This window comes from Neorhizobium sp. T25_27 (genome assembly GCF_002968565.1).
GTDB classification, from domain to species: Bacteria; Pseudomonadota; Alphaproteobacteria; order Rhizobiales; family Rhizobiaceae; genus Neorhizobium; species Neorhizobium tomejilense.
In genome coordinates, this window is record NZ_PVBJ01000002.1 from 485808 (window position 1) to 508280 (window position 22473).

At 61.6% G+C, this 22473-nt stretch carries 25 protein-coding genes; 12 read left to right on the forward strand and 13 right to left on the reverse strand.

The genetic code is table 11. The features are described from left to right. Positions 1–95 precede the first annotated feature (95 nt). The 3 genes from C5J24_RS09220 (at position 96) to trmB (ending at position 2743) form a co-directional block, all read left to right on the forward strand. The gene (locus C5J24_RS09220) at positions 96–512 is read left to right on the forward strand and encodes a helix-turn-helix domain-containing protein (protein ID WP_037079404.1); all 417 of its coding nucleotides are present in this window, start codon (positions 96–98) and stop codon (positions 510–512) included. A 185-nt stretch (positions 513–697) separates the two neighbouring features. Further along, positions 698–1957: a methionine adenosyltransferase gene (gene metK, locus C5J24_RS09225; RefSeq protein ID WP_105404186.1), complete on the forward strand. Its 1260-nt coding sequence runs from the start codon at positions 698–700 to the stop codon at positions 1955–1957. A gap of 84 nt (positions 1958–2041) precedes the next feature. Then, entirely contained in the window at positions 2042–2743 is a 702-nt protein-coding gene (gene trmB / locus C5J24_RS09230; RefSeq protein WP_105417362.1) for a tRNA (guanosine(46)-N7)-methyltransferase TrmB, read from the forward strand. A 4-nt stretch (positions 2744–2747) separates the two neighbouring features. On the opposite strand, the gene C5J24_RS09235 is transcribed toward trmB, so the two are convergent. Continuing rightward, positions 2748–3005 (reverse strand): DUF1150 family protein, encoded by a 258-nt coding sequence (locus C5J24_RS09235; RefSeq protein ID WP_046630469.1) that lies wholly within the window; start codon positions 3003–3005, stop codon positions 2748–2750. A gap of 44 nt (positions 3006–3049) precedes the next feature. Next, positions 3050–3478 carry an Hsp20 family protein gene (locus C5J24_RS09240; protein WP_105417655.1) on the reverse strand — a complete coding sequence of 143 codons (429 nt, stop codon included), beginning with the start codon at positions 3476–3478 and terminating at the stop codon, positions 3050–3052. A gap of 195 nt (positions 3479–3673) precedes the next feature. Between C5J24_RS09240 and C5J24_RS09245 the strand changes: the two genes are divergently transcribed. Further along, positions 3674–4615, forward strand: coding sequence for a nucleoside hydrolase (locus C5J24_RS09245; RefSeq protein WP_105417364.1), 942 nt, complete (start codon positions 3674–3676; stop codon positions 4613–4615). Between the two features lie 73 nt (positions 4616–4688). On the opposite strand, the gene C5J24_RS09250 is transcribed toward C5J24_RS09245, so the two are convergent. The 3 genes from C5J24_RS09250 to C5J24_RS09260 form a co-directional block, all read right to left on the reverse strand. Continuing rightward, entirely contained in the window at positions 4689–7043 is a 2355-nt protein-coding gene (locus tag C5J24_RS09250) for a methyl-accepting chemotaxis protein (RefSeq protein WP_105417366.1), read from the reverse strand. 181 nt (positions 7044–7224) lie between these two features. Beyond that, positions 7225–8124 (reverse strand): ribokinase, encoded by a 900-nt coding sequence (locus tag C5J24_RS09255; protein WP_105417368.1) that lies wholly within the window; start codon positions 8122–8124, stop codon positions 7225–7227. Between the two features lie 49 nt (positions 8125–8173). Then, a complete protein-coding gene (locus C5J24_RS09260; protein WP_245446594.1) occupies positions 8174–9379 on the reverse strand; it encodes a DNA recombination protein RmuC in 1206 nt (401 codons plus the stop codon). A gap of 111 nt (positions 9380–9490) precedes the next feature. Here C5J24_RS09260 and def point away from each other — a divergent pair, with 111 nt between their 5' ends. The 3 genes from def to truA are packed head-to-tail and all read left to right on the forward strand — an operon-like array spanning position 9491 to position 11788. After that, positions 9491–10006: a peptide deformylase gene (gene def / locus C5J24_RS09265; protein WP_105404180.1), complete on the forward strand. Its 516-nt coding sequence runs from the start codon at positions 9491–9493 to the stop codon at positions 10004–10006. A 58-nt stretch (positions 10007–10064) separates the two neighbouring features. Further along, a complete protein-coding gene (fmt, locus tag C5J24_RS09270) occupies positions 10065–11000 on the forward strand; it encodes a methionyl-tRNA formyltransferase (RefSeq protein ID WP_105417370.1) in 936 nt (311 codons plus the stop codon). After that, positions 11000–11788, forward strand: coding sequence for a tRNA pseudouridine(38-40) synthase TruA (gene truA / locus C5J24_RS09275; protein ID WP_105417372.1), 789 nt, complete (start codon positions 11000–11002; stop codon positions 11786–11788). Before fmt ends, truA begins: the two co-directional genes overlap by 1 nt. On the opposite strand, the gene C5J24_RS09280 is transcribed toward truA, so the two are convergent. From C5J24_RS09280 to dapD, 4 genes are read right to left on the reverse strand one after another with little or no spacing between them, the layout of a single operon-like run. Continuing rightward, the gene (locus C5J24_RS09280; protein ID WP_105417374.1) at positions 11776–12372 is read right to left on the reverse strand and encodes a hypothetical protein; all 597 of its coding nucleotides are present in this window, start codon (positions 12370–12372) and stop codon (positions 11776–11778) included. The two genes, truA and C5J24_RS09280, sit on opposite strands and share 13 nt — an antisense overlap. 33 nt (positions 12373–12405) lie before the next feature. Beyond that, on the reverse strand, positions 12406–13026 hold the full coding sequence (locus C5J24_RS09285) for a hypothetical protein (protein ID WP_105417376.1): 621 nt from the start codon (positions 13024–13026) through the stop codon (positions 12406–12408). Then, entirely contained in the window at positions 13010–14206 is a 1197-nt protein-coding gene (dapE, locus tag C5J24_RS09290) for a succinyl-diaminopimelate desuccinylase (RefSeq protein ID WP_105417377.1), read from the reverse strand. The genes C5J24_RS09285 and dapE overlap by 17 nt, the downstream gene beginning before the upstream one ends. A gap of 9 nt (positions 14207–14215) precedes the next feature. Continuing rightward, positions 14216–15070, reverse strand: coding sequence for a 2,3,4,5-tetrahydropyridine-2,6-dicarboxylate N-succinyltransferase (dapD, locus tag C5J24_RS09295; RefSeq protein ID WP_105417379.1), 855 nt, complete (start codon positions 15068–15070; stop codon positions 14216–14218). Positions 15071–15206: 136 nt separating this feature from the next. On the opposite strand from dapD, the gene C5J24_RS09300 reads away from it, so the two are divergent. Beyond that, on the forward strand, positions 15207–16067 hold the full coding sequence (locus C5J24_RS09300; RefSeq protein ID WP_105417381.1) for an LOG family protein: 861 nt from the start codon (positions 15207–15209) through the stop codon (positions 16065–16067). Positions 16068–16124: 57 nt separating this feature from the next. Continuing rightward, positions 16125–16433: a hypothetical protein gene (locus C5J24_RS09305; RefSeq protein WP_105417383.1), complete on the forward strand. Its 309-nt coding sequence runs from the start codon at positions 16125–16127 to the stop codon at positions 16431–16433. Between the two features lie 83 nt (positions 16434–16516). Here C5J24_RS09305 and C5J24_RS09310 read toward each other — a convergent pair whose 3' ends face one another. After that, a complete protein-coding gene (locus tag C5J24_RS09310; protein ID WP_105417385.1) occupies positions 16517–17185 on the reverse strand; it encodes an EF-hand domain-containing protein in 669 nt (222 codons plus the stop codon). Positions 17186–17294: 109 nt separating this feature from the next. Continuing rightward, a complete protein-coding gene (locus C5J24_RS09315; protein WP_105404245.1) occupies positions 17295–18008 on the reverse strand; it encodes a pyrimidine 5'-nucleotidase in 714 nt (237 codons plus the stop codon). 105 nt (positions 18009–18113) lie between these two features. On the opposite strand from C5J24_RS09315, the gene C5J24_RS09320 reads away from it, so the two are divergent. Further along, entirely contained in the window at positions 18114–19016 is a 903-nt protein-coding gene (locus C5J24_RS09320) for a DMT family transporter (protein ID WP_105417387.1), read from the forward strand. Positions 19017–19088: 72 nt separating this feature from the next. Further along, positions 19089–19862: an isocitrate lyase/phosphoenolpyruvate mutase family protein gene (locus tag C5J24_RS09325; RefSeq protein ID WP_105417391.1), complete on the forward strand. Its 774-nt coding sequence runs from the start codon at positions 19089–19091 to the stop codon at positions 19860–19862. Positions 19863–19881: 19 nt separating this feature from the next. Here C5J24_RS09325 and argB read toward each other — a convergent pair whose 3' ends face one another. Then, the gene (gene argB, locus C5J24_RS09330; RefSeq protein ID WP_046630503.1) at positions 19882–20769 is read right to left on the reverse strand and encodes an acetylglutamate kinase; all 888 of its coding nucleotides are present in this window, start codon (positions 20767–20769) and stop codon (positions 19882–19884) included. A 352-nt stretch (positions 20770–21121) separates the two neighbouring features. On the opposite strand from argB, the gene C5J24_RS09335 reads away from it, so the two are divergent. After that, positions 21122–21679, forward strand: a complete 558-nt coding sequence (locus tag C5J24_RS09335; protein WP_105417393.1) for a fasciclin domain-containing protein — start codon at positions 21122–21124, stop codon at positions 21677–21679. 89 nt (positions 21680–21768) lie between these two features. On the opposite strand, the gene yihA is transcribed toward C5J24_RS09335, so the two are convergent. After that, positions 21769–22416: a ribosome biogenesis GTP-binding protein YihA/YsxC gene (gene yihA, locus C5J24_RS09340; RefSeq protein ID WP_105417657.1), complete on the reverse strand. Its 648-nt coding sequence runs from the start codon at positions 22414–22416 to the stop codon at positions 21769–21771. Positions 22417–22473: the final 57 nt, after the last annotated feature.

Consider the following 22473-nt stretch of genomic DNA (forward strand, 5'->3'; position numbering starts at 1 on the left):
AACGTTGAGCCTGTTGTGACCAGCCGCACGAAGTGTATCTCCACACGCAGACCGGGTTGTGAGGATTGAACAACAAACGTCGTCAGGACACCGTTATGATTGAAAACAAAAAGAAGCCGAACCCGATCGATATTCACGTCGGGAGCCGAATTCGCCTTCGCCGGACCATGCTCGGAATGAGCCAGGAAAAGCTCGGTGAAAGCCTTGGCATTACGTTCCAGCAGATTCAGAAATACGAAAAAGGCACGAACCGCGTCGGCGCAAGCCGTCTGCAGAACATCTCCAGCATTCTCAACGTGCCGGTCTCCTTCTTCTTCGAAGATGCGCCGGGCGATCAGGGCGGTCAGGGCGGCATGGCGGAAGCCTCGAGCTCCAACTACGTGGTCGATTTCCTCTCCTCCTCCGAAGGCCTGCAACTGAACCGGGCTTTCGTGAAGATTTCGGACCCGAAAGTTCGCCGGCGTGTGGTAGATCTCGTAAAGGCCCTGGCAGCGGATGCCGAGGTCGAATAAGGCTCATTGATATCAGCACAGAAGCGGCCTCCGGGCCGCTTTTTTGTTGCCCGCACCGGAGCATCGGGTGTTGCGGGAATGTCAGACTTGTAGACATAAAGATATATTTATGTCGTTGTACGCTTGTGTTTGTCGATGGAAATCACTAACACAGGTGCGTTCGTTTCTTTGAGGGGAATCCCGTAATGCGCGCAAGTTATCTGTTCACCAGCGAGTCCGTTGCCGAGGGCCATCCGGACAAGGTTTGTGATCGTATCTCCGATGAAATTGTAGATCTTGTGTACCGCGAGGCGGCCAAGACCGGCGTCGATCCCTGGACCGTGCGCATTGCCTGCGAAACGCTGGCAACCACGAACCGTGTCGTCATTGCCGGCGAAGTCCGCCTGCCGCCGAGCCTGATGAAGAAGGACAAGGACGGCAAGGACGTCATCAATCCTTCGAAGTTCAAGTCGGCCGCCCGCAAGGCGATCCGTGACATCGGTTACGAGCAGGACGGCTTCCACTGGAAGACGGCCAAGATCGACGTGCTGCTGCATTCGCAGTCTGCTGATATCGCACAGGGCGTTGACAGTGCTGCCGACAAGCAGGGCGACGAAGGTGCCGGCGACCAGGGCATCATGTTCGGTTACGCCTGCAAGGAAACGCCGGACCTCATGCCGGCGCCGATCTATTATTCCCACAAGATCCTGCAGCTTCTCGCAATCGCCCGCAAGAAGGGCGAGGGCGATGCCGGCAAGCTCGGCCCGGACGCCAAGAGCCAGGTGACCGTGCGTTACGAAAACGGCAAGCCGGCCGCGGTCGACTCGATCGTTCTCTCCACCCAGCACCTCGACGAGAGCTGGGACTCCAAAAAGGTCCGCCAGGTCGTCGAACCTTACATCCGCGAAGCGCTCGGCGACCTGCCGATCGCCAAGGATTGCAAGTGGTACATCAACCCGACCGGCAAGTTCGTCATCGGCGGCCCGGATGGTGACGCAGGCCTTACCGGCCGCAAGATCATCGTCGACACCTACGGTGGCGCGGCTCCCCACGGCGGCGGTGCGTTTTCCGGCAAGGACACGACCAAGGTCGACCGTTCGGCCGCTTACGCTGCTCGCTATCTGGCCAAGAACGTAGTCGCCGCCGGCATTGCCGACCGCTGCACCATCCAGATTTCCTACGCAATCGGCATCGCGCAGCCGCTGTCGATCTATGTCGACCTGCACGGCACGGGCAAGGGCGTGACGGAAGACCAGGTGGAAGCCGCCATCCGCAAGGTCATGGACCTGTCGCCGACCGGCATCCGCCGCCATCTCGACCTCAACAAGCCGATCTATGCGAAGACTTCCGCTTACGGCCACTTCGGCCGCAAGGCCGGCCGCGACGGCTCCTTCTCCTGGGAGAAGACCGATCTGGCGAAGCCGCTCAAGGATGCGCTGAAGGAAGAGACCCTCAAGGCTGCCTGATCGGCCTTTACGGATAGCTCCATAAAACTGTAAAGCGGGTGCCTCCTGACGGAGACGCCCGCTTTTATCATGAGAGACCAGCCTATGACCGAACCGCAGCACCCGAGCCGCAGCACCGAAGCCTTCTTCGGGCGCCGCAAGGGCAAGCAGCTCCGCGAACGCCAGGCGGAGGGGATGGCGACATTGCTGCCCGCGCTGAAGCTCGATCTTCAGGCGCCAGCGCCGGCGGCGCTGTCGGAGATATTTCCGATACCGGTCGAGGAGATGCGGCTGGAAATCGGTTTCGGTGGCGGCGAGCACCTGGTCCACCGTGCGCAGGAGAATTTAAAAACCGGCTTCATCGGCGTCGAGCCTTTCGTCAATTCCATGGCGAAGCTTCTGTCGCGCGTCGACGAACTGGGGCTCAAGAATATCCGGGTCTATGACGACGACGCCACGCAGGTTCTGGACTGGCTGCCGGATGCATCGCTCGATCGCATCGACCTGCTCTATCCGGACCCCTGGCCAAAGCGGAAACATTGGAAAAGGCGGTTTGTGTCTGCGGTCAATCTGGACCGCTTCCACCGCGTGCTGAAGCCGGGCGGTCTGTTCCTGTTCGCATCCGACATCGACACCTATGTCAACTGGACGCTGATCCATTGCCGCGACCATGGCGGTTTCCAATGGCAGGCGGAGCAATCTTCCGACTGGCTGACGCCCTTCGCTGGCTGGCCGGGTACGCGATACGAGAACAAGGCCCGCCGAGAAGGTCGCCCCTCGGCCTATCTGACGTTCAGGAAAGCCTGAAAGGTCAGTGCAGGCTGACGGTCTTCAGGTCGTCTTCAGCAGCCTTGAAGAAGGTGCTGGAGCGATTGTCGGTCAGGAGAATCGGCGTGCCATCTGCGCCGAACAGGGCCCAAAGATCGAGACTGGGATCGATATCCGGGGCTTCAGGGAAGCAGCGGGAAACTTCTTCCGACCGCATCTTGCGAATGTATCCGACCTCTCCAGCGCCCAGATGAGCAAGTTCGGACTGCGTCAAACGCGTATTCGCTTCTTTCAGGAGCATTCCAGCCTCCAGCATTGAGGGGCAATGGCATTAGCGCCATTGACCTACTCTGAGACGGAAATGTTAATTTTTCGCACCATGCGTGCGGGCTCGGGGCGGATAAGGTCGACCGACAGCAAGCCGTTCTTGAGCGAGGCACCGGAAACCTGCATTCCATCGGCCAGTACAAACATGCGCTGGAACTGCCGGGCAGCAATGCCGCGGTAAAGATAGTCGCGCTCACCCTGCTCCGTCTGGCGCCCGCGGATGACGAGGTGGTTTTCTTCCGTCGTCACCTCGAGCTCGGCTTCGGAAAATCCGGCGACGGCCAGCGTGATTCGCAGCCGTTCAGGAGCACCGGAAGCGTCAGCGCGGATGCGTTCGATATTATAGGGAGGATAACCGTCGTTCGCCTTCGCAAGGCGTTCGAGCGTCTTTTCCATGGCGTCGAAGCCCAGAAGCAGGGGGCTCGCAAACGGCGTCATTCGGCTCATCGGACAGTCCTTGCAACAAGCGACCACGTTGGCGCCCGCCGGGCGGCCCGCCAACTCGTTCGTTATATGGGAGGTTACGGCGGCGACCGCAAGGATGAGCGCCGGGGCCTGATGGACACGGCTGCCCATGCCGGTCATGCGGCACTTGACAGAATGTCAGGTTGTGGACCACTACCCGGAAAAAAAGGAGCATTCATGCAGCGCAGGAAAATTATCATCGATACCGACCCGGGTCAGGACGATGCCGCGGCGATCATGCTTGCCTTTGCAAGCCCCGACGAGATCGAGGTGCTTGGTCTTTGCGCGGTCGCCGGAAACGTGCCGCTTTCCTACACCAGCCGCAACCTCCGGATCGTCTGCGAACTCTGTGGCAGGCCGGATGCACCGGTTTACGAGGGCGCGCTGAAGCCAACCATGCGCCCGCAGGTCACCGCCGAGCACGTGCACGGCAGGACCGGCCTCGACGGTATCGAATTGCCCGAACCGACAATGCCGGTGAAGGATATCCATGCCGTCGACTTCATCATCGACACGTTGCGCACTGAGCCTGCCGGAACGGTAACGCTCTGCACGCTCGGGCCGCTCACCAATATCGCGCTCGCTCTCGAGAAAGCGCCGGACATCGCGGGGCGCGCGAAGGAACTGGTGATGATGGGCGGCGGCTTTTTCGAAGGCGGCAACATCACGCCGGCTGCCGAATTCAACATCTATGTCGATCCGGAAGCGGCAAAGACCGTGTTCGCCTCGGGCATGCCGATCGTCATGATGCCGCTCGACGTCACCCACCAATTGCTGACGACCAAAGCCCGCGTCGAAAAGATCGCCGCGCTCGGCACCCGTCCGGCGGAGGTCCTGGTCGCGTGGCTCGCCTTCTTCGAGCGCTTCGACATCGAAAAATACGGCTCCGATGGTGGGCCGCTGCATGATCCCACCGTCATCGCCTACCTCATCAAGCCCGAACTCTTTTCCGGCCGCGACTGCAATGTCGAGATCGAGACGCAATCGGCCCTGACGGTCGGCATGACGGTGGTTGACTGGTGGCACGTCTCCGGTCGCAAGCCGAATGCCAAGGTGATGCGCCATGTCGATGCCGACGGCTTTTTTGAGTTGCTGACGGAGCGGGTCGCCCGGCTCTGAGGTGGGATAAGCCGACAAAGAAAAAGCCGCCGGTTGCACGGCGGCTTTTCTGTATTTTCACCTGAAGCTGCGATCAGAATTCCTGCCAGTCGTCCGCTACGACGGCGGCCGAACCGTGGGAGATCGCAGCCCGTGGCGCCGGCTTGGCACGTGGGGCCGGTGCGGGCGGGGTCGGCCGCGTTGCCCGCATGGTCTGCGCGACCTGGCGCAGCGCCTGAGGCGCGCTCTGGGCATGGCCTGTCGCATGCGCCGAAACGCGGAACCGGGCGACCAGCGACTTCAGCGTTTCCGCTTCCGTGCTCAGCACCGTGCTCGCGGCGGTGGTCTCTTCCACCATCGCGGCATTCTGCTGGGTCACCTGGTCCATCTGGTTGACCGCCGAATTGACCTCCTTGAGGCCGACGGCCTGTTCGCTTGCCGACGCGGAAATCTGGCGGATCAACCCGTTGATCTGCATCACCTGCACGGCAATCTTCTGCAGAGTGTCACCGGCCTTGCCGACCAGTTCCACCCCATCGCTGACCTGGCTGGTCGATGCGTTGATGAGCGCCTTGATCTCCTTGGCGGCAGTGGCGGAACGCTGGGCGAGTTCGCGGACTTCCTGCGCGACGACCGCAAATCCCTTGCCGGCCTCGCCCGCGCGAGCAGCTTCGACGCCGGCATTGAGCGCCAGCAGGTTGGTCTGGAAGGCAATCTCGTCGATGACGCCGATGATGCGGGAGATTTCCTGCGAGGACTGGGCAATGCCATGCATCGAGGCCACGGCCTTCTGCACCACTTCGCCGGACTTTTCCGCATCGTCGCAGGCGAGGTTGACCGTGGCGGCGGCGGAGCTGGCGTTTTCGGCACTGGAGTTCACCTGGGCGGTGAGCTCGTTGAGCGCGGCTGCGGTCTCCTCCAGGCTTGCCGCCTGCTGCTCCGTCCGGCGCGACAGGTCCTGAGCGCTGGTGGTGATTTCACGGCTGCCATTGCCGATATTGTAGACGGTGGAGCTTACCGTCGCGATCGTCTCCTCGAGACTTTCCAGCGCCTTGTTGAAATCGACCTTCAGCTTGGCATATTCGCCTGGGAAGTCGTCCTGGATGCGATAGCCGAGGTTGCCGTTGGACAGTTCCGCCAGGCCATTGGCGAGTGAGCTGACGATACGCTGCTGCTGCTGGACGCTCGCTTCGCGCTCCCCTTCCGAGCGGTGGCGCTCGTTTTCCGCCGCATTACGCTGCGCTTCCGCTTCCGTTTCGAGCCGGCGGCCGTCCGCCAGCGTGTGGCGGAAGCCTTCAAGCGCTCCGGCCAGCGAGCCGATCTCGTCGGTGCGGTCCTGGCCCTCGACCGGCTGCTCGAACCGGCCCTTGCTCAAGGTATCGACGCTGCCGAGCAGCGCGCCGAGAGGCCGCCGCACGAAGATGGTGCTGCCGAAATAGAGGGTGGCGATGCAGGCGCCCATGATGACGATCCCGCCGAGCACCATCATCAGCGTCTGGTCCTGAACCGGCGCGGCAATCACGCTCTGCGGCACGTCCAGGACGATCGCCCAGGTGGCGTTGAGGTCCGGAACCGTGAACGGATAGACGACGCGTTCAAAGGGTTCCGCCGCATCGGCGGTCAGGTTGTCGAGCTGGACCGGCTGGTTCGACTTCAGCGCGGCCAGCAGCTCGCTCGTTTTTTCGCCTTCGACCGGCTTCATCAGCTTGTCGGGATTGACGGGCACGATCCATTTGCCGCCTTGCGACACCAGGAGAACCCGGCCGGAGCCGAACGGCCGCATCGCCTGGAGCTTCTTGGTCAGGGTCGCCATCGAGACGTCGAGGCCAGCAACACCGAGGAGGTTGGAGCCGGACATGACGGGGTAGGCGACGGAGCTCATGGCGACAGCATCGCCCGTCGTGCTTTCGATATAGGGCTGGGTGAGCGAGCCTTTCTTCGAGGTGGCCGCAAGCGAATACCATTCCGCCTGGGTGTCGATGTCGAAGACGCTATAGGCGATATTGCCGGTGCGGCTCTTGGTCCAGTAAGGGGCAAGCTCCCCCTTCTTGTTGGCGCCCATCTCCTTGTTGCCGACGAGCTCGGCGTTCTTCCCGTCAAATACGCCCGGAACTTCGGCGAACCAGCTGCCATAGGCAAAAGCATTCTGCTCCAGGTTGGCCCTAAGAGCGTCGGTGACGCCCTTGCGGTCGAGATAACCCGCAGCATGGCCGCGGCCGATCACGCCCGCCATCGAGCGTGCCGCGCCGGCGAGCTGGCCCATATCGACGGCCACTTCGTTGGCGATCGAACGCGCCTCGGCCTGCGCCTGCGCCATGGTCAGCGTCGATACGCGATTGCGGGTTTGGGAAATCAGGAAGAAGTTGGAGAGAACCAGAACGCCGGCGATCACCAGGCTCGTTACCAGTATGAGCTTCGTGGAGAGCGACTTGACCTTGAGCGAAAACATCAATTGCCTCGGAGTGCGGACAGGGTGAGGCTCCTTCATGGAGCGGCCGCGAGGCGGATCGAATCTCGTCCCCGCAGAGATATCCGTGACCCTAAAAGCGATATGTTAATGTTGACTAAAATTACAAATGCTTGCTCTGCCGCAACGGCGAAAGTAGGGGGAAATACTCGATCGGAGCAGCTCAGACCCTGGCGTCGACCGCCTCGGCGGGCGGGATCGATGGCTGGGCGCCGCGGCTGAGGCAGGCGAGCGAACCGGCCACCGCGGCGCGACGGAGCGCTTTCGCAAAATCGAGCCTCTGCTCGAGGCTGGCGGCCAGATAACCGCAAAACGTGTCGCCGGCGCCGACCGTATCGACCGGTTCGATCTTCAATCCCTCGGCCGTGACAATCTCTCCGTCGCGGATCGCGACCACGCCGTCGCCGCCGAGCGTGACGACGTATGTCTGGCCGGTTTCCGCGTGCAGTTTTTTCAACATCTCCTGGCGCGCCGCAGCGTTGGGGATCGGGCTTCCGGCCAGCAGTTCGAATTCCGTTTCATTGGCAACGACGATATCCGCGAGCCGGGCAAGCCGGGCCGCATCACCGGTCAGCGGCGCCGTGTTGATCACCGTCAGCACGCTTTTGGCGCGCGCCGCGTTGAGCGCCGTCTCCACCGTTTCCGCCGGGATTTCGAGCTGCAGCATCAGGACATCGCCGGTCTTCATGGCTTCGACCGCCGCTTCGGCCTGCGCCATGCTTACCGTACCGTTGGCGCCGGCCACCACCGCGATCATGTTTTCGCCCGTGCCCCCCACCAGGATCAGGGCCGTGCCCGTTGGATCGGTTACGCGCGCGACCGCTGAGAGATCGACCTTGGCGTCATCGAGAAGCGCCAGCGCCGGTGTAGCAAAACCATCTTCCCCAACGGCTCCGACCATATGCACCGTGCTTCCGGCACGGCGGGCGGCGAGCGCCTGGTTGGCACCCTTGCCGCCGGCGGCCGTCGCAAAGCTTGATCCTGCAACCGTCTCGCCTGGCTGGGGCAGACGCTCGGTCGTGGCGATGAGATCCATGTTGATGGAGCCGAGGACGGTGATCATGGCGGGCCTGCGTGCTTGATTAAAAGTCGCGCGACACTGCCCGAGAGGATCACTCCTCGTCAACCACCCGCAGTTTGAGAAGACCGGTACGGCTTTCGACCACTTTCGCCTGTGGCAGCTCGCGGGCTGCCCCGGCCTCCGCCGGAGCCTCCAGTTCGAGAGCCTCGATCTTTGCGCCGCGGCGGTTGAGCTTGTCGGTGGAGGTGAGGATCTGTTCGACATCCTTCTGCGCCGCGAAGAAATGTGTCTGCAGCTTGCGTGTACGGTCGTCGAGGCGGGAAAGATCCTCGATCAGCAGCGCCACTTCGCCCTGGATGAGATGTGCCTGCTCGCGCATCCGCTGGTCCTTCAGCACGGCCTGGATGACCTGGATGGACAGCATCAGCAGCGAAGGGGAGACGATGACGATCCGGGAACGTTGCGCCTTCTGCACCGCGCTTTCGAAATGCTCGTGGATCTCCGCGAAGATCGATTCCGATGGCACGAAAAGGAAAGCCATTTCCTGCGTTTCGCCCGGGATCAGGTACTTTTCCGAGACATCGCGGATGTGGACCTCGAGGTCGCGCTTGAAGGCCTGGGCGGCGGCCCTTCTGGCTTCGGGTGCCGCAGCCTCGCGAAAAGCGTTCCAGGCTTCGAGCGGGAATTTGGCATCGATCACCAAGGGCGGAGCGCCGTTCGGCATCCTGATCGTGCAGTCGGGCCTGGTGCCGTTCGAAAGCGTGGTCTGGAAGCCGTAGGCCCCCATCGGCAATCCGTCGGCAATGATCGCTTCCATTCGGCCCTGGCCGAAGGCGCCGCGTGTCTGCTTGTTCGACAGGATCGCCTGCAGGCCGACGACGTCCTTTGCCAGCGTTTGGATATTGTTCTGGGCGGCGTCGATCACCGCCAGCCGTTCCTGCAGCCGCTGCAGGTTCTCGTGCGTCGACTTGGTCTGCTCGGTGATGCTAGCGCCGATCCGGTGGGTCATGCCATCGAGCCGCTGGCTGACCGACTGGTTCAGTTCCGATTGCCGCGTCGAAAGCGTCTCCGCCATTGCCGACAACCGTCCCTGCATCTCGCTTTGCGCTTTCAGAAGTTCGGAAAGCCGGGCCTCGCCTTCCATCGCCCGCAAGGCCGCATCTTCCTGCCGCCGAAGCGATGCCCGGCGCCCCAGAAACAACCATAACAGCAGCAATGCCGCTGCACACATCACCGCCACGACGGCAGCGCGCGGATCGTCGAAGAAACGGGAAAGGCTGGCAACGAGATTATTCATGGCGGGAAACTAACAGAATTTTGTCGCTTGAAAAGATCAAAACATGAACATTGGGCTTCCTCCGGCCGTAATTTCTATTCCTTCGGAAAAAAAGATGGGTTATGGGAAGCCATGACGATCAAGCCTCTGATTATTCTGCCTGACCCGATCCTGCGTCAGCTTTCCAAGCCGATAGAGCGTGTTGACGCCGAGCTTCTGAGGCTCGCCGACGACATGCTGGAGACCATGTATGACGCGCCGGGCATCGGCCTTGCGGCGATCCAGATCGGCGTGCCGCGCCGCCTGCTGGTCGTCGATATTGCGCGCGAGGGCGAGGAAAAGCAGCCGCAGGTCTTCATCAATCCGGAGATCGTCACATCCTCAGACGAGAGCTCCGTGTATGAAGAGGGCTGCCTCTCCATTCCGGAATATTATGCCGAGGTGGAACGCCCGGCGACCGTGAGCGTCAAGCATCTCGGCCGCGACGGCAAGGAATATGTGGTAGAGGCCGATGGCCTGCTCGCCACCTGCCTGCAGCATGAGATCGATCACCTGAATGGCGTGCTTTTCATCGACCATATTTCCCGCCTGAAGCGCGAGATGGTGATCAAGAAATTCACCAAGGCTGCCAAGTCCAAGGCGGTCTGAACCGTCGCTCGGGCGATCCGAGTTAAGAAGGCGCGGTCTCTTGAGACGCGGAAGGTCCATGTCTCTTCGCATCATCTTCATGGGAACCCCGGAATTTTCCGTGCCGACGCTGCAGAGCCTCAAGCACGCGGGGCACGAGATCGTCGCAGTCTATACCCAGCCGCCGCGCCCGGGTGGTCGCCGCGGGCTCGATCTGGTGAAGTCGCCGGTCCATCAGGCCGCCGAACTGCTGGGCATCCCCGTTTTTACGCCGGTGAATTTCAAGGATCCCGAAGAGCGCGAAAAATTCCGCGGGCTCAAGGCGGATGTTGCCGTTGTCGTCGCCTACGGCCTGCTGTTGCCGGAAGCGATCCTGACAGGCACACAGCTCGGTTGTTACAACGGCCACGCTTCGCTCCTGCCACGCTGGCGCGGTGCCGCGCCGATCCAGCGGGCGATCATGGCGGGTGACAGGAAGACCGGCATGATGGTCATGCAGATGGAAAAGGGCCTCGATACCGGCCCCGTTGCGCTGACGAGGGAAGTGGAAATCGCCGATAACATGACGGCAGGCGAACTGCACGACAAGCTGATGCTGGTCGGTGCCCGTACCATGGTCGAGGCGATGGAAAAGCTCGAAGCCGACGACCTGCCGCTGACGCCGCAATCGCCGGAAGGCGTGCTTTATGCCGCCAAGATCGACAAGGGCGAGACGCGTATCGATTTTTCGAAACCCGCAGCGGATGTGCATAACCACATCCGTGGTCTGTCGCCTTTCCCGGGCGCATGGTTCGAGGCGGAGATCAACGGCAGGCTGGAGCGAGTGAAGGTTCTTCTGTCGGTAATCTGCGAAGGGCAGGGCGAGCCCGGAACGGTTCTGGACGACGCACTGACGCTTGCCTGCGGCGCGGGTGCGGTGCGGCTCCTCAAGTTGCAGAAGGCCGGGGGCAAGCCCCTGGCCGCAGCGGAGTTCCTGCGCGGTACGCCGCTGGGGCCTGGCACGAGGCTCTCCTGATGCCGCGATTCCGCATGATCGTTGAATATGACGGCACGCCCTATGTCGGCTGGCAGAAGCAGAAGAACGGCCACTCGGTACAGTCGGCGCTTGAAACCGCAATCCTGTCCTTGACCAAGGAGAGCGTGGTGGTCAAGGGCGCCGGCCGCACCGATTCCGGCGTTCATGCGCGCGGGCAGGTGGTGCATGTCGATCTCACCCGGTCGTGGCCGCCACACCGGCTGCGCGACGCGCTGAACGCCTATCTGGGCATGGCCAGGGAGAAAGTCGCCATCATCGGCGTGCAGGTCGTCGATGATACGTTCGACGCCCGCTTTTCGGCTGTCCGGCGATATTATCTCTACCGCATCATTTCACGCGCCGGCCCGCTGGCGCTGGATGCGAAGCGCGCCTGGTGGGTCACCAAGGATCTGGATCATGAAGTCATGCACGCCGCCGCCCAGACGCTGGTCGGAAAGCACGATTTCACGACCTTTCGTTCGGTTCATTGCCAGGCGAAAAGCCCCGTCCGCACGCTCGACATGCTGGATGTCACGCGCAACGGCGACCTGATCGAAATCCGCGCGACGGCACAGAGTTTCCTGCACAATCAAATACGCTCGCTCGCAGGCACGTTGAAACTGGCCGGTGAAGGCCGCATGACGCCGGCGGATGTCCGCGCGGCACTGGACGCCCGCGACCGCAAAGCCTGCGGACCGGTGGCGCCGCCGGAGGGGCTTTATTTCATGCGCGTTGACTATCCAGGCGACCCCGTAGAGCCTGAGCGCGGGTCTCATCAGAGCGGATAGATGCCGAGGAAACGCTGCAGGGCTTCGGTCAGCAGCATGCTCGGCACGATCAGCACCAGCACCAGCGTGGTGATCATCAGCGGCTGCGGCCCGCAGATCATCCGCATCACCCGCGATACAGCGACGATCATGACGATCAGCAGTGCGAAATGGACAAGCGCCAGGACGGTATCGAGGCTGGATGGCAACAGGAAGCGCAGGCTCAGCAGGCCGTAGAGATAGGCGAAGGGAACCGAGAGCCAGTTGACGCTGACGACGACCGCCGGAAACTTTCGGGCAATGCCGAGAAGCGAGCAGAGTACGCCGGCAAGGATCAGCGGCACCAGCCAGTTGAAGATTTCCAGCATCGCCATGCGAACGAAGAAAATCCCGCCGGTCCGGGCGCCGGGCGGCATGCCTTCGAGCAGATAGTCGCGCCACCAAAGCCAGGAGATGAACGCTCCCGGCAGGCACCAGACGAACGCCCAGAACGAGCGCATCATGCCGCGATCGGAAATGTCGAGCAGGCGGAAACCCTGCGCATCGCCGCGGATCAACAGCCACAGACCGCTCAAATAAAGTCTGACTTCAGGATAGGAGGGCAAGGTTGCCTCCCCGCAAAACGGCGAAATCACGCATCAGGTTAACGCAACCCCCATGATCTTCTCCAGTTCGCGCGCAACAATAATTTCCGCCACAACCACGAGCCCGAGGGTCGCAACTCGTATCATCACCGGGCCACCCATGACGGTTCTCAGGATGCACCACATGAGAAAAAGCGCCGCGATCAGAACGGCCGCCGCCAGCGCGATCACGCCGTAGCCGGCAAGGCTTGCAAGAGCGCCATGCTGATTGGAAAGAAAGGCGAGAGGCGCGAGGATGACATAGGTCGCATAGGCGAGCGGGACGGTAAACCAGTTGCGCACCACGATCAGAATCCGCACGAGCGGCATGAAGCGCAGAATGAAGCCGAGGGCGATAAGCGCCACGGCCGGCACGACCCATTGGGCTGCTTCGAGGACCAGCATCTTCAGGAAAAAGATGAAGGAATAGTCCTCTCGTTGAGGGAAATGGCGAAGGTATTCCATCCGCCGGAAGATCCAGCCGATAATTAATGCCGGCGCGCACCAGGCGACTGCCCAGAACGAACGTAACACGCCCTCGTCCGAAATATCGAACGGCCGCAAACCGCGCGCATCGCCGCGGATCAGCAGCCAGAGGCCGCCGAGGTAGAGCCTGACTTCATGATAGGAGGGCATTATCGAACCAGCGGGAGAGAAAGGTCCCATAGATTTGGGTAAGCGTCTCCAGATCGGCAAGGGCCACGCGCTCGTCGATCATGTGCATGGTCTTGCCGACCAGGCCGAATTCCACAACGGGGCAATAATCCTTGATGAACCGGGCATCAGACGTTCCGCCCGTCGTAGAGAGCTTCGGCACCTTGCCGGTCACGCTCTCGACAGCGCCGGAAAGCGACGCGATCAGAGCGTTGTTGCGGGTCAGGAACACGTGGCTTGGGCGCTCCGCCCAGGTGATTTCGTAGCGCGCCGGTTCCCGATTCGGGCGAAACGGGCCGCCGATCGCCGCCACATCCAGCCGTCGGACGATCTCTGCCTTGACGGTATCGGCAGTCCAGGTGTCGTTGAAACGGATGTTGAACGCGAAACTGGCCTTTGCCGGAATGACGTTGGTCGCCGGATTGCCGACATCGATGGATGTCACTTCCAGGTTGGAGGCCGGGAATTCCGCCGTGCCGCCGTCGAAGGGCGGGTCCATCAGGGCAGATGCAAACGGCAGCAGGCCGCGCACCGGATTGTCGGCCAGATGTGGATAGGCCGCGTGGCCCTGCACGCCGAAGATGGTGACCTTGCCGGAGACCGAACCGCGCCGGCCGATCTTGATCATGTCGCCGAGCACATCGGGATTGGTCGGCTCGCCGACCAGGCAGGCATCCCAGGTCTCGCCCCGTTCAACGGCCCACTTCAGCAGCTTCTCGGTCCCGTTGACCGCCGGGCCTTCCTCATCGCCGGTGATCAGAAAAGAAATCGAGCCTTTTGGCGCGCCATTTTGCTCTATGTGGCGGGCGACGGCGGCGACGAAACAGGCGATCCCACCCTTCATGTCCACCGCGCCGCGGCCGAACAACTCGCCCCCGATGATGTCGGCGGCAAACGGTGGCCGGCTCCATGACGTTTCATCCCCCGGCGGCACCACATCCGTATGGCCGGCGAACATCAGATGCGGCGCATCGCTGCCGAGCCGGGCATAAAGGTTCTCGATGTCCGGCATGCCGGGCTCCGTCGCCACCATGCGCTCGACCTTGAAACCGAGCGGAAGCAGCATGGCCTCCAGCGTTGCCAGCGCGCCGCCCTCGGCGGGTGTCACCGAGGGGCAGCGGATGAGCGTCTGGAGATTGGCGATGGGATCGGCACTGGACATTGGATGAGATCAGTCGCGCAGCAGTTCGTTGATGCCGGTCTTGGAACGGGTCTTTTCATCGACGCGCTTGACGATCACGGCGCAATAGAGGCCGGGGCCCGGCTCGCCGTTCGGGAACGGCTTGCCCGGCAGCGTGCCGGCGACGACCACCGAATAGGGCGGTACTTCGCCATAGCTGATCTCACCGGTGGCGCGGTCGACGATCTTGGTCGACTTGCCGATGAACACGCCCATGCCGAGCACTGAACCCTGGCGGACGATGCAGCCTTCGACCACTTCCGAGCGGGCGCCGATGAAGCAATTGTCCTCGATGATGGTCGGGCCTGCCTGCATCGGCTCCAGCACGCCGCCGATGCCGACGCCGCCGGAAAGATGCACGTGCTTGCCGATCTGGGCGCAGGAACCGACGGTCGCCCAGGTGTCGACCATGGTGCCTTCATCGACATAGGCGCCGAGGTTGATGAAGGAGGGCATCAGGACGACGTTTTTGGCGATATAGGCAGAGCGACGCGCGACCGCGTTCGGCACGGCGCGGAAGCCGGCGGCGCGGAACTCGTTCTCACCCCAGTTCTCGAACTTGGAGGGCACCTTGTCCCACCAGGTGGAGGCACCGGGGCCGTTCTTGACCACTTCCATGTCGTTGAGGCGAAAGGACAGGAGCACCGCCTTCTTCAGCCACTGGTGCACCGTCCACACGCCGTCTTCGCCCCGGCTTGCAACTCGCGCCCTACCGCTGTCCAGCAGGTTGAGCGCTTCTTCGACCGCGTCGCGGATCTCTCCCTTGGTCGAAACCGTTACGGTGTCGCGGTTGTCGAAGGCCGTCTCGATAGTCTTTTCAAGAGAAGAGAAGTCGGGGCTGCTCATGGGAAATCCTTAAACGTCACTCTGTATCGTGATGGTGGGAGAGGTGGCCATTTGGTGTCTTTTGATCTAAGCGACCGCCACTCAAGCGTCAATGTGAATTGGCGTCAATGCATTTGACGCCGGAAGGATCATGCGAATGGCAAAGGCGAAGAAGGACGGGCCGCGGCGCAAGGACGGGGTCTGGGATCCGCTGAAGGACAACAAGGCGGACAAAAACGACGCCGCAGTCCAGCCGAGGACGCCGCAGACGGAATCGCATTCCTATCGCCTCGCCTATGCGGATGACGAATTCCTGAGCCGCGAAGAGCTTCGTCCCGTGCGGCTTCAGCTCGAGCTGATGAAGACGGAAATGGCACTGGCAGAGCGCGGCATCAGATCGACGGTCGTGCTGTTCGGCGGCGCGCGCATCCCGGCTCCCGGCCAGAGCGCCTGGGCCGCCCGCAACGACACCCAGCGCCAGAACCTCGAAGCGGCTTCGGTCTATTACGACGAGGCGCGCAAGTTCGCGGCCCTTTGCGGCAAACACTCGGCCGGCTACAATCATCAGGAATACGTGGTGGTGACCGGCGGTGGCCCCGGCGTCATGGAGGCTGGTAATCGCGGTGCGTCGGAAGCCGGTGCCCCGAGCATCGGGCTCAACATCATGCTGCCCCACGAGCAGGCTCCCAACCGCTTCGTAACGCCGGAGCTCAGCTTCAACTTTCACTATTTCGCCATCCGCAAGATGCATTTCATGATGCGGGCGAAGGCAGTCGTTGTCTTCCCCGGCGGATTCGGCACCCTGGACGAAATGTTCGAGGCGCTCACCCTCATCCAGACCAAGCGCATGGAGCCCATACCGCTCATCCTGTTCAGCGAATCCTTCTGGCGCGGCATCATCAACTTTGGCGCGCTCGCGGAGTTTGGCACCATCGCGCCGGATGACCTGAACCTCATCAGTTTTGTTGAAACCTCGGAACAGGCTTGGAAGATCATCTCGGATTTTTACGAGCATTGAGGGCCTGATTGAAAGTCCGGACGTTCGCGATTAGATTGTTGGTAGAGGATCGTACCGATGAGCGATGAAGTCGTAGACCTGAATTTTCTGGCGAAGCTTGGACAGCGGACGAACGATGAGATTCGTGCGCTTCGCAAGGAAGTTGCTGAAATCAGAACCCTGACGATTCAGACTTATGAATTTTCGAAGCGCCTGGAACGACGTCAGGCGGAAGTTCGGGATGATCTTGAGCTTTCCATCAAAATCGAACTTGGCGGGGCTTTATCCCACATGCAGTCGACGATCGAGCACTCTCTTGTCCGGATCGAGGACAAGGTGGAGGAGGTCGCCGACCGGGTGACTGCGGTCGAGCAGAGACCTTCCTGACCCGAAAATAAAAGAACCCGCCCCTTGGGGAGGGGGCGGGTCCTTTGGACGACTGTCGGAGCTAGTTCCAAGGGGGCGGAGAACTAGAGGGGGCGGTCCGGCAGGTCGTCGATGGAAATGGTTCCATCCTTGTTGCTATCCATGCGGGCGAACAGCTTGTCGGATGCGGTGGTGGCTTCCGTCTTGGTGATCTTGCCGTCCTTGTCTTCATCGACCATGCGGAACATGCCCCGGCCCATCATCTGACGGTCGTGCGGGCCTTCCCACCGAGCGTCTTCGCGGCGCCCGCCGTGGCGGCCCTGACCATCATGGTTCCATGCGGAACGATCGCGGTCCCGACGGTCATCACGCCGGTCGGCCATGTTACGGTCGGCCATTTTATCGTCGGATTGGTCGTCCTTCGGGTCCGTGGTATTGGCGACGTCGGGCTGATGGGTCTTGCGGAACTCTTCCATCTTCGCCTGACGATAGTCTAACATCTCGCCTCGGGTCAGTGAGCCATCCTTGTTGGCGTCGATCGCGGTGAAGAGCTTGTCCTGAAATGCGGTCATCTCGTCCTTGGAGATTTTGCCATCCTTATCGGTATCGGCATTCTTCAGGAGGCGCACGAACATCACGTCCTGCATCATCGCGCGGCCGGGACCACCATGGCGGCCGGGACCATCACGCCCTGGGGCTGCAAAGGCAGGAACGGCTGCGCCGGCGATCAGCGCTGCTCCAAGGGTCGCCAGAACGATCTTCTTCGCGGTCATTGCGGTGGTCCTTCAGGTTGTTTCGATAGCCTGAAGATAGAGCCTGCAACGGTCAAAACCACTTAAACATCCGTAATGTGGATGAACTTTTAGTAATGCCGATAAAACCTTAGCCGATATTGAGGCCGCTGAGGAAGCCTGTCAGATCGTCCGTGACGTAGTCGATATGATCGTCCTCGTCGCTGAGCTTTTCCCACCGTTCCATCAGCACCGCGTCCAGGTTGCGCGGCACGAGGAGGATGGTGCGCATGCCGAGTGCTTTCGGCACCTGCAGGTTGCGCGGCAGATCCTCGAACATCGCGGCTTTTTGCGTATCGACCCGGTGCAGGCTGGCGAACTTGTCGTAAGTCGCGCCCGCCGGCTTCGGCACGTAGTCTGCGGCGACGATGTCGAATATGTCGTCGAAATTGTCGAGAATGCCGAGTGCCCTGGCGGCGGCTTCAGCATGCGGCACGCTGCCATTGGTGAAGATGAACTTGCGGCCGGGAAGCGCCTTGATCGCCTCGCCGAGTTCCGGATGCGGCAACAGCGCCGAATAGTCGATCGCATGCGCCTGCTCGAGAAACCCGTCCGGCTCGATGCCGTGGTTCAGCATCAGGCCCTGCAGCGTCGTACCATGCTCGTGGTAATAGCGTTTCTGCAGGGCTTTCGCTTCCGCCGGCTCGAGCTGCAGCAGTTCCTGCACATAGGCCGTCATGTTCTTGTCGATTTGCGCGAACAGATTGATGTGATGCGGATAAAGCGTGTTGTCGAGATCGAACACCCAGTCGCGGACATGGGCGAAATCGGCGGGGTCGGGCGAGGTCTGCGGCTTTTTTTCCATGGCCGCTTTATGCACCGGCTCGACGGCAAAGAAAACGAAAAAGACGAACGCTTTCGGCCTGAGCCGGCCTTGGCGATCTGCCGGAACGCGTGATACCGCCAGCATATGGAACTCTGGATCCCCATCACCATCGCCGCTGCCTTTCTGCAGAACCTGCGCTCTGCCCTGCAGAAGCATCTGCAGGGTTCGCTTGGCACGCGGGGAGCGAGCTTCGTGCGCTTCGGCTACGGTTTTCCGATCGCGATCCTCTATGTCCTCTGTCTTCACCATATCGCCGGTTATCCGTTCCCGGTACTGAACTGGACCTTCGCTCTTTGGGCGGTGATCGGCGGCCTGGCGCAGATCTTTGCGACCATGATGCTGGTGCATCTCTTTTCGCTCAGGAATTTTGCGGTCGGGACGGCCTATTCCAAGACCGAGCCGGTGCAGGCCGCCATATTCGGCTTCATCCTGCTCGGCGAAAAGCTGACGCCGGGCTCAGTCGCGGCGATCATCGTCGGGGTGATCGGCGTGATGACGATCTCGATGGCGCGCATGCCGCTCTCCTGGCGCAACCTGCTGGTCGCGCTGACTAGCCGCACCGCCCTGATCGGCATCGCCTCCGGGGCGGTCTTCGGTATTTCGGCCGTCTCCTACCGTAGCGCTTCGCTGTCGCTCGGCGGCCCAGGACCCGTCATGGAGGCCGCGGTGACGCTCGCCTGCGTCACGACGTTCCAGACGGCCTTCATGCTGGTCTGGATGTTCTGGAAGGACAAGCGCGAGATCGTCCAGGTCGTTCTCTCGTGGCGTTCATCCTCTCTCGTCGGCCTGGCAGGCGTCGTCGGCTCGGCCGGCTGGTTCACCGCCATGACCCTGCAGCAGGTGGCCTATGTCCGCGCGCTCGGGCAGATCGAACTCGTCTTCACCTTCATGGCGTCCTATTTCCTCTTCCATGAACGGGTGAACCGCATGGAAGTGTTCGGCTGCCTCTTGATCGTCGGCGGCATCCTCGGGTTGCTCTTTTCCTGATCGACGCCCGATTTGCGGCGGCATCCGTCACCGAAACCGGTTAGGGTATTCCGATCAATGGGAGGATCATTCATGCCACAGAAAGACAAGGCTGCCGCGTTCGCAGCGCTTCACCGGAAGGGCAATCCGGTCATCATCTACAACATCTGGGATGCCGGCACCGCCAAGGCGGTTGCGGAGGCTGGGGCGAAGGCGCTCGGCACCGGAAGCTGGTCGGTTGCCGCAGCGCAAGGGTATGCCGACGGCGAGAACCTGCCGCTGGACGCCTTGCTCGCCACGGCGAAATCGATCACTGCAGCGATCGACCTTCCCTTGTCGGTGGATTTCGAGGGCGGTTATGCGGAAGACCCGGCCGAACTGGCGGCAAATGTCGCTAAGGTCATCGACGCCGGCGCTATAGGCGTCAATTTCGAGGATCAGGTTGTTGGCGGCAGCGGCATCTATCCGGTGGAGCAGCAGGCCGAGCGCATCCGTGCCATCCGGGCCTTGGCAGACACCCGTGATATGCCGTTCTTCATCAACGCCCGCACCGATCTCTTCCTGCAGGAAGGCGACCGGACGAAGCATGCAGCACTTCTCGATCAGGCGATCGAACGTGCCAAAGCCTATGCCGAGGCTGGGGGTAACGGGTTCTTCGCACCCGGACTGGCCGATGAGGCGTTGATCGAGACGCTCTGCAAGGCCTCGCCGCTTCCGGTCAACATCATGATGTTCGGAGGCGTTCCGTCGCCGAAACGCCTCGGTGAGCTCGGGGTTGCCCGGGTCAGTTACGGGCCGGGGCCGTATCGGGCGATGATGGCGAAGCTGAAGGAAGACGCCGCGGCGGTTTTCACCGCCGCCGGCTGAGCCTTGAAGCCGTCCGCGATCAGGGAACGATCAGGGTGCCGGCGCCGTGCTCGGTGAAGATTTCGAGCAGCACCGAGTGGGCCGTCTTGCCGTTCAGGATGACGACACCCTGCACGCCAGCCTTGATCGCCTCGATGCAGGTCTCGACCTTGGGGATCATGCCGCCGGAGATCGTGCCGTCCTTGATGAGGGCCAAGGCCTGGGCGACCGTGAGTTCCTTGATCAGCTGCTTGTCCTTGTCCAGAACGCCCGGAACGTCGGTGAGGAAGAGCAGGCGGGTGGCGCTGAGCGCGCCGGCGATGGCGCCCGCGAACGTGTCGGCATTGATGTTGTAGGTCGCGCCGTCGCGGCCTGGGGCGACCGGAGCGATGACCGGGATCATTTCCGATTTGGCGAGCAGGTCGAGCAAGGTGCGGTCGACTTCCACCACTTCACCGACGAAACCGAGGTCGAGGACCCGCTCGATATTGCTGTCCGGATCGATGATGGTCTTCTTGGCCTTTTCGGCAAAGACCATGTTGCCGTCCTTGCCGCAAAGGCCGATCGCCCATTCGCCGGTCTGGTTGATCAGCGCGACGATTTCCTTGTTGATCGAGCCGGCGAGAACCATTTCGACAATCTCGACGGTCTTCTGGTCGGTGACGCGCAGGCCGGCTTCGAATTTGGACTCGATGCCCATCTTCGTCAGCATGGCGCCGATCTGCGGGCCGCCGCCATGCACGACGATCGGGTTGACGCCGGATTGCTTGAGAAGCGCGATATCCGCGGCGAACGCCTTGCCGAGTTCGGTGTCGCCCATGGCGTGGCCGCCGTATTTCACGACGATCGTCTTGTTTTCGTAACGCTGCATATAGGGCAGCGCCTGTGCCAGAAGCTTGGCCTGAAGTTCGCTTTCGGAAGCCGTCATCGGATACCCCTGAATAATAAGTGGGGCCTTTTAGCGCATGTTTCTGACAGAGGAAATAATCAGTCCGCGAGATTGTCGTCCAATCGACGTGCCGGCGCCGGATAAATGGTGGTCGTATTCCGGCAAATACCCTTCGCGGGAAGGCCCAGACATTGCAGTTTGCAAATGGCCCGACAGATATAGGCAAATAAAAACAGCAGCTTGAAAGTTTAACGGCGGTTTTGTCGTCAGCGTTGAAACTCTTCTTCCCGGCCTTCCGTCTCTTGTGATGTCTCCGCCGATGTCGGGACGCCATGCCTTGGGAGGCGCGCATCCGCGCCGGGGCAATTAGTTTCGTTGAGAGGAAGCCATCATGTTCAAGACCGCATTCCGCACGCTCGCTGTCGCCACCGTTCTGTCCGCCACCGCCGTGGCCGTTTTTGCCGCCAATCCTAAGGTCGGCGGCGCGGCGATGTACGAAGGCAAGAACATCGTCGAAAATGCCGTGAACTCCAAGGACCACACGACGCTCGTCGCGGCCGTCAAGGCTGCCGGCCTGGTGGAGACGCTCCAAGGCAAGGGTCCGTACACGGTTTTTGCGCCGACCAACGAAGCCTTCGCTGCTCTGCCCAAGGGCACGGTCGAAACGCTGCTGAAGCCGGAAAACAAGGCTCAGCTCACCAAGGTGCTGACCTGCCACGTGGTCGCGGTCAGCGCCATGTCCACCGCCATCGAGAAGATGATCAAGGACGACAAGGGCACCCATGACGTCAAGACCGTCGGCGGCTGCATCCTGAAAGCCAAGGAAAGCATGGGCAAGATCACGCTCACCGACGAAACGGGCGGCGTGTCGAATGTCACGATCGCCGACGTCAAGCAGTCGAACGGCGTCATCCACGTGGTCGACAAGGTTCTGCTGCCGAAAATGTAAAAGCCGGTCACACCCCTTTGGGGCTTTTGCATCAGGATCCGGTCGCCTCGCTCGGGGCGGCCGGATCTGCCGTTTCTAATAGGGCAGCGTCAGAGCGCCCGGCCGACGGTTTCGGCGATCGCCTGACGCAGTTCCTCGATCCCCTTGCCTTTTTCGGACGAGGTGGAGAGCACGAACGGGAAGGCCGCCGGGTGCATGCGGATCTTTTCCTGCGTCTCGGCCAGCAGCTTCACCACGGCCGGTTCCTTGATCTTGTCGGTCTTGGTCAGCACGATCTGGTAGGAGACAGCGGCCTTGTCGAGGAGGTCCAGGACTTCGTCGTCGTTCTTCTTGATGCCGTGGCGGCTGTCGATCAGCACATAGACGCGCTTCAGCGTCGCGCGGCCGCGCAGATAGTCGAAGACGAGCCTGGTCCAGGCATCGACGGTTTCCTTCGGAGCCTTGGCATAACCGTAGCCCGGCATGTCGACCAGCGCCATCGGCGGCAGGTCGGCACCTGCGCCCGAATAGCCATCCGGCACGAAATAGTTGAGTTCCTGAGTACGGCCGGGCGTATTGGAGGTGCGCGCCAATCCCTTCTGGCCGACGATCGCGTTGATCAGCGACGACTTGCCGACGTTTGAGCGACCGGCAAAGGCGACTTCGAGCGGGCCTTCCGGTGGCAGGAACTTCATCGAGGGCACGCCGCGGATGAAAATCCAGGGGCGGCCGAAAAGCGGCTTGTCGTCCGTGCTCATGTCTGCGGGCATCGGTTCTGGTCGTCCTGTTCTGTCGAAGGGCACGGCTTCAAGGTT